At 71.1% G+C, this 13,247-nt stretch carries 12 protein-coding genes, 2 tRNA genes and 1 riboswitch; of the genes, 3 read left to right on the top strand and 11 right to left on the bottom strand.

The annotated features are described in order from the left end of the window. The first annotated feature begins 66 nt into the window (after positions 1–66). Positions 67–768 (top strand): IclR family transcriptional regulator, encoded by a 702-nt coding sequence (locus DFJ66_RS30780; protein ID WP_170199751.1) that lies wholly within the window; start codon positions 67–69, stop codon positions 766–768. Positions 769–901: 133 nt separating this feature from the next. Here DFJ66_RS30780 and DFJ66_RS30775 read toward each other — a convergent pair. The 4 genes from DFJ66_RS30775 to gltX form a co-directional block, all read right to left on the bottom strand. Then, positions 902–974: transfer RNA gene (locus DFJ66_RS30775), tRNA-Glu, on the bottom strand. A gap of 105 nt (positions 975–1,079) precedes the next feature. After that, positions 1,080–1,151 (bottom strand) — tRNA-Gln (locus DFJ66_RS30770). A 102-nt stretch (positions 1,152–1,253) separates the two neighbouring features. Next, positions 1,254–1,991: an HAD family hydrolase gene (locus tag DFJ66_RS30765; RefSeq protein ID WP_246029965.1), complete on the bottom strand. Its 738-nt coding sequence runs from the start codon at positions 1,989–1,991 to the stop codon at positions 1,254–1,256. A 104-nt stretch (positions 1,992–2,095) separates the two neighbouring features. Next, the gene (gene gltX, locus DFJ66_RS30760) at positions 2,096–3,583 is read right to left on the bottom strand and encodes a glutamate--tRNA ligase (protein ID WP_121226318.1); all 1,488 of its coding nucleotides are present in this window, start codon (positions 3,581–3,583) and stop codon (positions 2,096–2,098) included. 88 nt (positions 3,584–3,671) lie between these two features. On the opposite strand from gltX, the gene DFJ66_RS30755 reads away from it, so the two are divergent. After that, complete coding sequence (locus tag DFJ66_RS30755) at positions 3,672–4,946, top strand: FAD-dependent oxidoreductase (RefSeq protein WP_121226316.1); 1,275 nt, start codon at positions 3,672–3,674, stop codon at positions 4,944–4,946. 41 nt (positions 4,947–4,987) lie between these two features. On the opposite strand, the gene DFJ66_RS30750 is transcribed toward DFJ66_RS30755, so the two are convergent. From DFJ66_RS30750 to DFJ66_RS30725, 6 genes are all read right to left on the bottom strand, one after another. Next, positions 4,988–5,758: a fumarylacetoacetate hydrolase family protein gene (locus DFJ66_RS30750; protein WP_121231975.1), complete on the bottom strand. Its 771-nt coding sequence runs from the start codon at positions 5,756–5,758 to the stop codon at positions 4,988–4,990. A gap of 274 nt (positions 5,759–6,032) precedes the next feature. Next, positions 6,033–7,619: a citramalate synthase gene (gene cimA, locus DFJ66_RS30745; RefSeq protein WP_211351381.1), complete on the bottom strand. Its 1,587-nt coding sequence runs from the start codon at positions 7,617–7,619 to the stop codon at positions 6,033–6,035. A gap of 200 nt (positions 7,620–7,819) precedes the next feature. Then, a complete protein-coding gene (locus tag DFJ66_RS30740) occupies positions 7,820–8,791 on the bottom strand; it encodes an ABC transporter substrate-binding protein (protein ID WP_121226314.1) in 972 nt (323 codons plus the stop codon). Then, the gene (locus tag DFJ66_RS30735; RefSeq protein WP_121226312.1) at positions 8,788–9,552 is read right to left on the bottom strand and encodes a heme ABC transporter ATP-binding protein; all 765 of its coding nucleotides are present in this window, start codon (positions 9,550–9,552) and stop codon (positions 8,788–8,790) included. Before DFJ66_RS30735 ends, DFJ66_RS30740 begins: the two co-directional genes overlap by 4 nt. Next, a complete protein-coding gene (locus tag DFJ66_RS30730; protein ID WP_121226310.1) occupies positions 9,552–10,574 on the bottom strand; it encodes a FecCD family ABC transporter permease in 1,023 nt (340 codons plus the stop codon). The genes DFJ66_RS30735 and DFJ66_RS30730 overlap by 1 nt, the downstream gene beginning before the upstream one ends. A gap of 80 nt (positions 10,575–10,654) precedes the next feature. Continuing rightward, a riboswitch (cobalamin riboswitch) is annotated at positions 10,655–10,768 on the bottom strand. Beyond that, positions 10,768–11,622, bottom strand: a complete 855-nt coding sequence (locus DFJ66_RS30725; protein ID WP_121226308.1) for a LysR family transcriptional regulator — start codon at positions 11,620–11,622, stop codon at positions 10,768–10,770. It overlaps the preceding riboswitch by 1 nt. Before the next feature lie 81 nt (positions 11,623–11,703). Here DFJ66_RS30725 and DFJ66_RS30720 point away from each other — a divergent pair, with 81 nt between their 5' ends. Further along, positions 11,704–12,057 carry a DoxX family protein gene (locus DFJ66_RS30720; RefSeq protein ID WP_121226306.1) on the top strand — a complete coding sequence of 118 codons (354 nt, stop codon included), beginning with the start codon at positions 11,704–11,706 and terminating at the stop codon, positions 12,055–12,057. 56 nt (positions 12,058–12,113) lie between these two features. Here the strand turns inward: DFJ66_RS30720 and DFJ66_RS30715 are convergent, their stop codons facing one another. Then, a complete protein-coding gene (locus DFJ66_RS30715; RefSeq protein ID WP_121226304.1) occupies positions 12,114–13,154 on the bottom strand; it encodes a 3-isopropylmalate dehydrogenase in 1,041 nt (346 codons plus the stop codon). Between the last annotated feature and the right edge of the window lie 93 nt (positions 13,155–13,247).

Genomic DNA, 13,247 nt, shown 5'->3' with positions numbered 1-13,247 from the left:
TTCTCCCAGGATCTGGACAGTCGATAGATCTGGACTTCCCAGACAGTGGGAAGTTAGTATCGGCTTGTGGGACAGCATAGCGGGATCGGCGTGCTGGACAAGGCAGTGGCCGTCCTGAACGCCGTCGCAAAGGATCCGTGTGGGCTCGCCGAGCTGTGCAACCGGACGGGCTTGCCTCGGGCAACCGCCCACCGGTTGGCGGTCGGCCTGGAGGTGCACCGGTTGCTGCGACGGGGTTCCGACGGTCGCTGGCGTCCGGGCGCGGCATTGGCGGAATTGGCGGGCGGGGCCACGGACCCGCTGCTCGACGCGGCGTCCTCGGTGCTGCCGAGGTTGCGCGACATCACCGGCGAGAGCGTGCAGCTCTACCGGCGGGACGGGATGCAGCGGATCTGCGTGTCGTCGGCGGAGCCACCGAGTGGCCTGCGCGACACCGTCCCGGTGGGAGCCCGGTTGCCCATGACGGCCGGCTCGGGCGCGAAGGTGCTGGCGGCGTGGGCGGACCCGGGTACTCAGCGTTCGGTACTGGCCGACGCTGTGTACGGGGAACGGACGCTGTTGGAGGTCCGTCGGCGCGGATGGGCGCAGTCGGTGGCCGAACGGGAGCCCGGTGTGGCGAGCGTCTCCGCGCCCGTGCGGGACAGCACGGGGTCGGTGGTGGCGGCCGTGTCGGTGTCGGGCCCGATCGACCGGATGGGACGGCGGCCGGGCGCGCGCTGGGCGGCCGACCTCCTGGCCGCCGCGGAAGCCCTCCAATCGCGCCTCTGAGCGTTCGCACGCCCCCGGGCGACCCCGCCACCCCGGCCGGGTCGCCCGGGGGCGCTCCGGCGCCTTCTCACGCGCGTGATCGGAAAACGAAAGATCCCCCGGGCGCAAGTCGCGCCGGGGGATCTTTCGTTTGTAGCCCCGAAGGGATTCGAACCCTCGCTACCGCCTTGAGAGGGCGGCGTCCTAGGCCGCTAGACGACGGGGCCCTAGGTTTCTCGATCTCGCCGGTGAGTCTAGCAGATCGAGCGATTCAGTTTTTCGGTCCTGCTTGCCTGCGGTAGCTTACCACATCTTTTTTCTACCGCTTGCAGCTGGGGTACCAGGACTCGAACCTAGACTAACTGAACCAGAATCAGTCGTGCTGCCAATTACACCATACCCCATTGGCTTTCCGATCAACTTCCCCGTCGCCTTGGCTTCGAGGGGCTGTCCGTTCCGCCGGGAGGAATACTAGACCACGCCCCCGGCGGAACGGAAATCGGGGGTCACGCCGAGGCGGCGGACAGCTCACAGACCAGGAGTTCGGGCAGCTCAGCGAGGCTGGAGATGGCTCGCACGCCGGCCGGCAGCGCGCCTTCGCGCGGGCCCTGGCGGTTCAGCCACACGCCGTGCATGCCGGCGTCTCGGGCGCCTATCGCGTCGGCGTGCAGGCGGTCGCCGACGTGGACGGTGTCGCCCAAGGAGACACCCAGGTCCTGGCAGGCGGTGTCGAAGATCACGCGGTCCGGTTTCGCGGCGCCGACTTCGCCTGCGATGAGGACCGTGTCGAAGTACTGGGCCAGGCCGAGCGCGGCGATCTTCACGCGCTGGTGCCGGCCCGAGGCGTTGCTCACCGCGGCGAGGGGCAGCCCGGCGGCGCGCAGCCATTCCAGGCACGGCACGACGTCGGGGAAGAGCCGCCAGCCCGACGCGAGCACCTCTTGGCGGTGCAGCTCGCGACGGGTCGCTTCGGCGAGGCTGAGTTCCTCGCCGAGCGCGGCGAAGAAGGCGCGGGTGCGGATGTTGCGCATGGACTCGTACTCGAGTTCACCCGCGAGCAGCCGGGAGCAGTGCTCGTCGGTGATGCGTTGCCACAGCGACCAGTTGTCGGCGTTGCCGACCATCGCGGCCAGCGCGGCGCGGGACGAGGTGCTGTAGTCGACGAGCGTGTCGTCCACATCGAGGCTCACCGCGCGGATCTCGCCGGTTCTCCGGGGGGTGAAAGTCGGGGCTGCGGTTGTCACCCAGTGAGGCTAGGTGCGCGCAGCCCCCGTCCGACTCGACCAGAGAGGTGATATCTGGCGATTCTTGCACGGTCAAGCACCGCTCAACCGCCCGATCGCACCAGTCAGATTGACCCCAACGCGCGGCGCAATCGCCCGATCGAGCGATCCCGACCGAGCAACTCCATGGATTCGTACAGCGGTGGCGAGACGGTACGGCCCGTCACGGCAACCCGCACGGGGGCGAACGCCTTGCGCGGTTTGAGGCCCAATCCGTCCACAAGGGACACCTTCAGCGCGTCCTCGATGGCGGCGGTGGTCCAGTCCCCCAACGATTCCAGCGCGGCGATGCTCGCCTGGAGCACCGGACGCGCGTCCTCGCCCAGCGCCTTGGCCGCGGACTCCTCCTCGGGCCGGAAGGACTCCTCGTCGGTGAACAGGAACCGCACCATGCCCGCGGCCTCGGACAGCACCACCAGGCGCTCCTGCACCAGCGGCGCCACGCCCCGCAGGGTCGCCAGCTGCTCCTCGGACGGGTCCACCAGCACGCCGTCGGCGGCCAGGTAGGGCAGCACGCGGCTGACGAAGTCCTCGGCGGAAAGCGCGCGCAGGTGCGTCGCGTTGATCGCCTCGGCCTTCTTCAGGTCGAACCGCGCCGGGTTCGCGCTGATCTTCTCCAGCGAGAACGCCTCGATCATCTCCTGCACGGAGAAGATGTCCCGGTCGTCCGCGATCGACCAACCCAGCAGCGCGAGGTAGTTCAGCAGACCCTCGGGCAGGAATCCGCGGTCGCGGTAGTTGAAGAGGTTCGACTGCGGATCGCGCTTGGACAACTTCTTGTTGCCCTCGCCCATCACGTACGGCATGTGCCCGAAACGCGGGGTGAAATCAGTCACGCCGATTCGCTGCAAGGCCGCATAAAGGCCGAGCTGCCGCGGAGTGGACGGCAGGAGGTCTTCTCCGCGCAGCACGTGCGTGATGCGCATGAGCGCGTCGTCGACCGGGTTGGTGAACGTGTAGAGCGGGTCGCCGTTGGCGCGCACGAGGACCGGGTCGGGCGTCGCGCCGGCCTTGAACGTGATCTCGCCGCGGATCAGGTCGTCCCACGTGAAGTCCTCGTCGGGCAGGCGCAACCGCAGCACGGGCTCGCGGCCCTCGGCGCGGTAGGCGGCCTTCTGCTCGTCGGACAGGTCGCGGTCGAAGTTGTCGTAGCCGAGCTTGGGGTCCTGACCCGCGGCCTTGCGGCGCGCCTCGACCTCCTCCGGCGTGGAGAACGACTCGTAGAGCTCGCCCGCCTTGAGCAGCTTCTCGGCGATGTCCGCGTAGATCTCGCGGCGCTGGCTCTGCCGGTACGGCGCGTGCGGGCCGCCCACCTCGGGACCCTCGTCCCAGTCCAGGCCGAGCCAGGCCATGGCTTCCAGCAGCTGCTCGTAGGACTCCTGGGAGTCGCGGGCCGCGTCGGTGTCCTCGATGCGGAACACCATCCTGCCGCCGGTGTGGCGGGCGTACGCCCAGTTGAACAGGGCGGTGCGGATCAGGCCCACGTGCGGCGTGCCGGTCGGTGACGGGCAGAAGCGGACACGGACCTCGGGAGTGACTGCTGATGCGCTCATGACCCGATCAGCGTATCGGCCTTGACCGGCGGGCTCCGCAGGAGCATCCTCAAGTTATTCAACCTGTGTTGAAAACGAGGTGGGGACGATGGAGAGCTCGACGGGGAGGACCCCGGCGGACAGGACGACGGTCGCGGTCGTCGGCGGCGGACCGGCGGGCATGGTGCTGGGGCTCCTGCTGGCGAGGGCGGGCGTCGACGTGACCGTGCTGGAGAAACACGGCGACTTCCTGCGCGACTTCCGCGGGGACACGGTGCACGCGTCCACGCTGACGCTGCTGGACGAGCTGGGCCTGGGGCCGTCCTTCGCGGAGGTGCCGCACCAGCTCATGGGGAAGGTGCAGGTGGTCACCGATGGCGGGACCGCCACGATGGCCGACCTGTCCCGGCTGCCGGGCGCGCACAAGCACATCGCGCTGGTGCCGCAGTGGGACTTCCTCGACCTGCTCGCCGACGCGGGCAAGCGCGAGGAGACCTTCACGCTGGTGATGAACGCGGAGGTGGTCGGCCTGGTGAAGTCGGGCACCCGGGTGACCGGCGTCCGCTACCGCACGCCCGATGGTTCCTCGCACGCGCTCGCCGCCGACGTGGTGGTGGCCGCAGACGGTCGCGGCTCGACGGTGCGGCGGGAAGCGGGGTTGTCGGTGCGGAAGTTCGGCGCGCCGATGGACGTGTGGTGGTTCCGCATCCCCCGGCACCCGGACGAGCCCGCGAACGGCCTGGGCCGCTTCTCCCGGGGCTCCGGCCTGGCCCTGATCCCGCGCGGCGACTACTACCAGTGCGCTTTCCTGATCCGGAAGGGCTCCGACGAGCGGCTGCGCGCCGAGGGCATCGAGTCGTTCCGCAAGCGGGTCGCGGTCCTGGCGCCGTGGATCGCCGACCGGATGGGGACGGTCGAGTCGTGGGACGACGTGAAGCTGCTGGACGTGAAGCTGGACCGGCTGCGCCGCTGGCACGGCGACGGGGTGCTGTGCATCGGTGACGCCGCGCACGCCATGTCGCCGATCGGCGGGGTCGGCATCAACCTGGCCGTGCAGGACGCCGTGGCGGCGGCGCGGATCCTGGCCGGACCGGCGCGGCGGGGTGCGGTGACGCCCGAGGTGCTGGCGAAGGTGCAGCGGCGGCGGTGGTTCCCGACCGCGGTGACGCAGGCGTTCCAGCGGCGGATCCAGGACACGTTCCTGCGGCGGACCCTGGAGGGCGGTTCGGTCGGGACGGGCGGCCGGATGCCCAGGGCGGTCGCGCTGTTGCAGAGGTTCCCGGTGCTGCAAGCGGTGCCGGCTTACGTGGTGGCGATCGGCCTGCTGCCCGAGCACGCACCCGACTTCGCCCGGCGAGCGCCCGAGCACATCACGCGCAGCTGACCGGAGAGCGGGCGGCTTCCCGGTGGGAAACCGCCCGTCCGTCAGCGGTTGGCGACCGGGTTGGTCAGGGTGCCCAGGCCCTCGACGGTCACCGAGACCGACTGGCCGGCCGTGATCGGGCCGACGCCGGCCGGGGTGCCGGTGAGGATGACGTCCAGCGGGCGCAGGGTCATCACCGACGAGATGTACTCGATCAGCGCCGGGATGTCGTGCACCAGCTGCGAGGTCCGCGCGTCCTGCTTGAGCTCGCCGTCGACCTCGGTCCGGATGGCCACGTCGGTCGGGTCGAACTCGGTCTCCACCCACGGCCCCAGCGGGCAGAAGGTGTCGAAGCCCTTGGCGCGCGTCCACTGGCCGTCGGACTTCTGCAGGTCGCGGGCGGTGACGTCGTTGGCGACCGTGTAGCCGAGCACCGACTGGCGGGCGCGCGACGCCGGGATGTCCCGGCCGCCCACGCCGATCACGACGGCCAGCTCGCCCTCGAAGTCCACCCGTTCGGACACCGCGGGCAGCTTGATCTCCGCGTTCGGCCCGATCACGGCGGTGTTGGGCTTGAGGAAGATCAGCGGCTCGGCGGGCACCTCGTTGCCCAGCTCGGCGGCGTGGTCGGCGTAGTTGCGGCCCACGCACACGATCTTGGGCGGCAGGAACGGCGCCAGCAGGCGCACGTCGGCCAGCGGCCACCGGCGACCGGTGAAGGTGGGGTTGGCGAACGGCTCGTCGGCGATCTCGACGGCGGTCAGGTCGTCGCCTTCGCCTTCGATCGCGGCGAAAGCGAGGCCCTCCGGCTGGGCGATACGGGCAATGCGCACGCCGATCACCCTAACCGGCGGCTCGCGGGACGACCGTTCGAGGACCCGGCGGCGGCGCCCGGGGCCCAGTCGCCGCCGCCTACGCGATCGTGGAGCTCACCGGACGCTCCCCCGCCGCTCGCCCACCGCCGCTCGCCCACACCCGCTCGCCCACCGCCGCTCGCCCGCCGCCGCTCGCCCGCCGCCGCGTGCCCGCCCGCCGTTTACCGCCCGCCGCTTGCCGCCTGCCCGCCGCCGCCTGCCCGGCCGTCCGTGAGGGCCGACGCCACCCCGCTCACCCCGTGACGCGGGAAGCCTTGTGCACCAGCGCGTCGCACAGGGCGAGCCAGCTGGCCTCGACGATGTTCCCGTGCACGCCCACGGTGGTCCACTCGCGCTCGCCGTCCGTGGACTCCACGAGCACGCGGGTGACGGCGTCGGTCCCGTGCTGATCCGTGAGGATGCGCACCTTGTAGTCGTTCAACTCCACGGTGTCCAACCACGACAGGTGCGGCAGCAGCGCCTTGCGCAGGGCCGCGTCGAGCGCGTGCACCGGGCCGTTGCCCTCGGCGGTGGCGATGACGCGCTCCCCCGCCACGTGCACCTTGACCGTGGCCTCGGACACGATGACGCCGTCCTGCCGGTGGTCGAGCACCACCCGGTAGGACTCGAGGGTGAACGGCGGCTCGTCCAGTTCGGACAGCTCCCGCTTGAGCAGCAGCTCCAGCGAGGCGTCGGCGGCCTCGAACGACCAGCCGCCCGCCTCCAACTCCTTCACCGTGCGCACGACGTTGGTCAGCGCCTCGGGCCGGCGGGTCAGGTCGATCCCGAGCTCACGTCCCTTGAGCTCCAGACTGGCCCGACCCGCCATCTCGGTGACCAGCACCCGCATGTCGTTGCCGACGGTGTCCGGGTCGATGTGGTTGTACAGCTCCGGATCCACCTTGATCGCGCTCGCGTGCAGCCCCGCCTTGTGGGCGAAGGCCGACGACCCGACGTAGGCCTGGTGGGTGTCGGGTGCGATGTTCGCGATCTCGGCCAACGCATGGGAGACCCGGGTGAGCTCGGCCAGCGATTCGTGCGGTAGCACCGGCAGGCCGAGTTTGGTCACGAGGTTCCCGACGACGGCGAACAGGTCCGCGTTGCCCGCTCGCTCGCCGTAGCCGTTCGCGGTGCACTGGACGTGGGTCGCCCCCGCCTGCACCGCGGCGATGGTGTTGGCCACCGCGCAGGACGTGTCGTCCTGGCAGTGGATGCCGACGCGGAAGCCCGTGCGGGCGATCACGTCGGCGACGGTCTCGGCCAGCCCCAGGGGGAGCTGGCCGCCGTTGGTGTCGCAGAGGACGACGACGTCGGCGCCACCCTCCACAGCGGACTCCAGCACGCGCAGCGAGGTGTCCGGGTCGAACGCGAAGCCGTCGAAGAAGTGCTCGGCGTCCAGGAACACCCGGCGGCCCTCGTCGACCAGGAAGCGGACGGTGTCGCGGACCATCGCGCAGTTCTCGGCCACGTCGGTGCGCAGGGCGCGTTCGATGTGCCGGCGGTCGGACTTGGCGACCAGGGTGACCACGGGGGCTTGGGCGTCCAGCAACGCCCTGACCTGGGGGTCTTCGTCCACTTTGACGCCCGCCTTGCGCGTGGAGCCGAACGCCACGAGCTGCGCGTGCTTGAGCGTGAGGTCGCCGGCGGCGGCACGCGCGAAGAACTCGGTGTCCTTGGGCAGCGCGCCCGGCCAGCCGCCCTCGATGAACCCGACCCCCAGCGAGTCCAGCAGGCGCGCCACGGCCAGCTTGTCCGTGACGGAGTAGGAGATGCCCTCGCGCTGGGCACCGTCCCGCAGAGTCGTGTCGTAGACGTGGAAGGAATCGCCGAGCGTGGTCACCGGGGGTCTCCTATGAGGGATCTTGGAAAACAAAAAGACCCCCCGCAGGATGCGAGAGGTCGGCGCGCCGGGTGCTGGGGAAGCACTTACCCGACGCGCTGGGAAATAATGATCACGGCGTGGAGAGCCACGTCTGCGATAGTGCCACACCCGTCCGCGACATACCAAGCCACGGACGGGTGTTCCCATCTGCTGGACGGTCAGCCGGCGAGGTACCGCGCGAACGCCTCGATGGCGGCCGGGTTGCGGGGACTCTCGACCAGGGCCGCGTAAGGCAGCACGAAGAAGCGCTTGTCCCTGATGGCCGGCACTTCCCTTAGCGGCGCGTACGACTCCAGGAACGCCCGCTTCTGGTCGGGCGTGACGGCGTCCCCGTCGGCGTAGTCGTTGATCAGGACCACCTCGGGCGCACGGGCGACGACGGCCTCCCAGCCGACCGTGGTCCAACTGTCGTCGAGGTCGCCGAAGATGTTGTCGCCGCCCGCCTTCCCGATCACGTCCTGCGGCGCGGCGTTCCTCCCGGCCGTAAAAGGCTGGTCCAACCCGCTGTCGTACAGGAAGACCTTCGGCCTGGGCTTCCCGGACACCAGTTTCTCCGCGTCCGCGACCTGCTTGCGGTACTGCGCGACGAGCGCGTCCGCGCGGTCCTCGACGTGGAAGATCGTGCCGAGGTTCTCCAGGTCCGTGTAGAGCGCCTCCAGCGGCGGCATGATGCCGCGTTGCTTGCCGACGCCGTTCCGGCACGCCTCGGTGAGCTGGTAGGTGGGGACGCCGAGCGCCTTGAGGCTGTCCGGGGTGAACCCCTTGCTCTCCGAGAAGCCGTAGTTCCAGCCCGCGAACACCAGGTCCGCGCCCGCGCCCTGGACGACCTCCGCGCTGATCTCCTCCGCCAGCCGCGGCACCTTCGCGTAGTCGGCGCGCCACGGCGAGGAGTCGATGTCGCCCTGCTGGCTCGCGCCGACGACGTAGCCCGCCATGCGGTCGGCCAGGCCCAGCGCGAACATCAGCTCGGTGATGCCGGTGTCGTTGGTGACCACCTTGGACGGGGTCCGGTCGTAGGTGACCCGCTGGCCGCAGTTCTCCACGGTGACCGCCGCACCCCCTTCCGGTGCGGCGACGGTGGCACCGCACCCCGTGGCGAGCAGCGCGGCCAACACGACGAGCCTTCTCACGAACCGACCTCCGGGTGTTCGAACAGCAGTTGCGGCACCCCGCTGGTGGGGTGCGGGACGACGTGGGCGCGGACCTGGAAGACCTCGCGCAGCACCTCGGGGGTGAGCACTTCCCGGGGCGTGCCGGTGGTGTGGACGCGTCCCTCGTGGAGCACGTGCAGGCGGTCGCAGTGGGCGGCGGCGAGGTTCAGGTCGTGCAGGACGGTGAGGACCGTGGTCCCGAGGGAGCGCACCAGGCGCAGCACGGAGAGCTGGTGGCTGATGTCGAGGTGGTTGGTGGGCTCGTCCAGGACGAGGACCTTCGGTTGCTGGGCCAGCGCACGGGCGATGAGCACGCGTTGGCGTTCGCCGCCGGACAGGCTGAGGAAGCTGCGGTGGGCGAGGTGGTCGGCGTCCACCCGGGACAGTGCCTCGGCGCAGATCTCCCGGTCCCGGGCGGTTTCCCGGTCGAAGCCGGTCTGGTGGGGCAGGCGGCCCATCGCGACCACCTCGGCGACCGTGAAGTCGAACTCGACGTGGCTGTCCTGGGTGAGGGCGGCGAGGGCCTTCGCGGATTCCTTGACCGGCAGGCGGTCCAGCGGTGTGCCGCCGAGGCTCACCACGCCTTTCAACGGTTTCAACGCCCGGTAGACGCAGCGCAGGGTGGTGGACTTGCCGCTGCCGTTGGGTCCGACGATGCCGTGCACCTCGCCGGAGCCGACCGCGAGCGTGACGTCGTGGAGGATGCGGTCCACGGTGAGGTTCTCGACCCGGACGTCCATCAGCGCCCCCCGAAGACGTAACCGCGGCCGCGCATGAGGAACACGAAGCAGGGCACGCCGAGCGCGGCCGTGATGACGCCCAGCGGCAGTTCTTCCGGTGCGGCGAGCAGGCGGGCGGCGATGTCCACCCAGATCAGGAAGCACGCGCCCGCGAGGGGTGCGACGGCGAGCACCTTCCGGTGGTCCGCGCCGACGACCAGGCGCACCAGGTGCGGGAGCATGAGCCCGACGAACCCGACCGCCCCGCTCACCGCGACCAGCACCCCGGTCATCGCCGCCGTGACCAGGAACAGGGCTTTGCGCAGCCGCGTGACGTCCACGCCGAGGGTGGTCGCGGTCTCGTCGCCCATGGACATCGCGTTGAGGCGCTTGGCCTGGGTCTGGAGGTAGAGGACCCCGAGGACGACCGTGCCGGCGGCGACGGGGAGCGACGTCCACGTGACCCCGCCGAGGCTGCCCAGCAACCAGAACATCGCGGCCCGCGCCGCTTCGCCGCGAGGTGACTGGAAGACCAGCAGCATCGCGACGGCGCTGAAGCCGTACGCCATGGCCGTGCCGGTGAGGACCAGGCGCAGCGGGGTGAGGCCGTGCTTGCGCGCGGCCAGGTAGACCAGGGCCATCGCGGCGAGCGCCGAGAGGAAGGCCGCGGTGGAGAGCGCGTAGACGCCGAGCGAGGCGAACAGACCGGTGGTCGCGACCGCCGTGGCGCCCACGCTCGCGCCGCTGGAGATGCCGAGCACGTACGGGTCGGCGAGGGCGTTGCGCACCATGGCCTGGACCGCCACGCCGACCACGGCGAGCCCCGCACCCACCACGGCGGCCAGCAGGACGCGCGGCAGGCGGATGTCCCAGACGATCCGGTACTGGCCCGCTTCCGGGGCCGCGATCGTGCCCCCGGTGAAGCCTTCGCCGAGCAGCCGCACGACCTGCCCGAACGGGACCCCGACCGGCCCCAGCGCCACACCGGACAGGACGGACAGGACCAACAGCGCGCACAGTCCCGCGCAGAGCCTCGACGTCACCGGTCACCTTCCGGACAGGTGGCCGTGCGGAACGCAGCCCAGGTGCCTGCGCATCCGTCCCGCAGACCACGGCAGGACTGGGAGCACTACCGCCGCCTGCGGGTGATCGGGCTCGCCCCCTCGCGGGGACCTACCGTTGCGGGTCAGCGCCGGACTTCGACCGGACTTCCCCCACAGGTGGCTGCCCCTGACCTTACGTGCTGCGGTAGGCGGCGACGGCCAGGTGGGTGAAAGAGCGGATCAAGGGGTTCGGATCCGCCTTGTTCCACGCCACCACCACACGGCTCGGCGGCATGTCGGTGACGGGCACCACCGCCAGGCCCGCCGGGAAGTCGTGGCCGAGGGGCGCCAGGCCCACCGTTCCGTTCCACAGCACGGCGTGCAGGCACTCCTGCACCACCCGCACGACCGGCCCGGTCCTCGCCACACCGCCGCTCCAGTACGACTGCCACACGGGATCGGTCCCGTCCGGGAAGCGGAACCACGCGCGGTCGGCCAGGTCGGCCAGGGTCACGTGGTCGCGCCGGGCCAGCGGGTCGTCGGAGCGCAGGACCGCGCCCACCGGGTCGGCGCGCAGCTCGTGCACGGCCAGCGCGGTCTCGGTGAACGGGGCACGGGTCAGGGCCACGTCGACCAGGCCCGCGCGCAAGCCGCACGTGGGGTCGGTCAGGTCGGTGTCGCGGATGCGGATGTCGATGTCCGGGTGCTTCCGGCGGTAGGCGGCGGCCAGCCTGGTGATCCCCAGGTCGGTGCTGTCGCCCAGGATGCCGACCGTGAGGCTCGACGCACCGGCCGCCGCCGCCACGCGCACCCGGACCCGGTCGGCTTGGTCGAGCAGGGCACGGGCCTCGGTCAGCAGGACGGCACCGACCGGCGTGAGGGTGACGCCCGCCGGTGAGCGGTCGAACAGCGGGGCGCCGACCTCCTTCTCCAGGCGTTGGACCGCCCGGCTCAGCGGCGGCTGGCTCATGTGCAGGCGCGCGGCGGCCCGGCCGAAGTGGAGCTCCTCGGCGACGGCCACGAAGTAGCGGAGTGCGCGCAGCTCCACGCAGCCACGATACCCAAGCGGTATCGGCTCGGCGGAAAGGGTCTTGGACGGTCGACCGGGCACGGGCGTGGACTGGACGTCGTGACCATCGCCTACTGGATCGCCGCCGGGCTGCTCGCCCTCTTCTACCTCTACGCCGGCACCCTGAAAGCCCTCCGCACCCGTGACCGACTCCGGCCGATGATGGCCTGGGTGGACCGCCTGCCCATGCCGGTTGTCCGCGCCATCGGGGTGGTCGAAGTGCTCGGCGCGCTCGGCTTGGTGCTGCCGCCGCTGACCGGGGTCGCGCCGTGGCTCGCGCTCGTCGCCGCCGCGGGGTTCGTGCTGCTGCAAGCCGCCGCGATCCCGGTGCACCTGACCGGCGGGGACCGGCGGATCGCGCTCAACGTCGTGCTGGTCCTCCTCGCGGGCCTGACCGCCTGGCTCGCCGCCTGAGGAAAGCGTGAAGGCCGCCCCGCCGGAGCGGGACGGCCTTCACACCGCCAGAACCCTCAGGCGCCGGCGCGCGCGTTGCTGCTCACCAGGGCCGCCAGGCGGTCGCCGACCGCGTAGGTGGCGCCCGGCGACGAGTGGTCGCGGGTGGCCAGGTCGAAGGCCACGGACGCCTCGATGCGCCGCGCCGCCTCGTGCTCGCCGAGGTGGTCGAGCATGAGGGCCACGCTGAGCACCGCCGCCGTCGGGTCGGCGATGCCCTGGCCCGCGATGTCCGGCGCACTGCCGTGGACCGGCTCGAACATGCTCGGGTTGCGCCGCGTCACGTCGAGGTTGCCGCTCGCCGCGAGCCCGATGCCACCGGTGACCGCCGCCGCCAGGTCGGTCAGGATGTCGCCGAACAGGTTGTCCGTCACGATCACGTCGTACCGGGCCGGGTCCGTGACCAGGTGGATCGTGGCCGCGTCCACGTGCTGGTAGGCCACGGTCACGTCCGGGTGCTGGAGCGAGACCTCCTCCACCACGCGCGACCACAGCGAACCGGCGTGGGTGAGCACGTTGGTCTTGTGCACCAGCGTCAGGTGCTTGCGGGGCCGGTTCGCCGCGCGGGCGAACGCGTCCCGGACCACCCGCTCGACGCCGAACGAGGTGTTGATGGACACCTCGGTGGCGATCTCGTGCGGGGTGTCCTTGCGCAGCAGGCCGCCGTTGCCCGCGTACAGGCCCTCCGTGCCCTCGCGCACCACCACCATGTCGATCTCCGGCGGGTCGGCGATCGGGCTGCGCACGCCGGGGTAGAGCCGGGCCGGGCGCAGGTTCACGTGGTGGTCGAGTTCGAACCTCAGCCGGAGCAGGAGGCCGCGTTCCAGGATGCCACTGGGGACCGACGGGTCGCCCACGGCGCCGAGCAGGATCGCGTCGTGCTGGCGGAGTTCACCGAGCACCGACTCCGGCAACAGCTCACCTGTGGCGTGCCAGCGCGCCGCGCCGAGGTCGTAGCGGGTGATCTCAGCCGCTGGAACGACCTCACCGAGCACCTTCAGGGCCTCGGCGACGACCTCGGGCCCGATCCCGTCTCCTGGGATCACTGCGAGCCGCATCCACACACCTCCCAGGTATCAGTCCCATTGCGCGGGACTAGTTTCCTTTGCGAAAGGCTACCGGTCGACACCCCGTTCGCCGCACTCGGAACA

The organism is Saccharothrix variisporea (genome assembly GCF_003634995.1).
GTDB lineage: Bacteria > Actinomycetota > Actinomycetes > Mycobacteriales > Pseudonocardiaceae > Actinosynnema > Actinosynnema variisporeum.
Note: the sequence above shows the minus strand (reverse complement) of the source record. Positions and strands in the feature narration are given on the sequence as shown.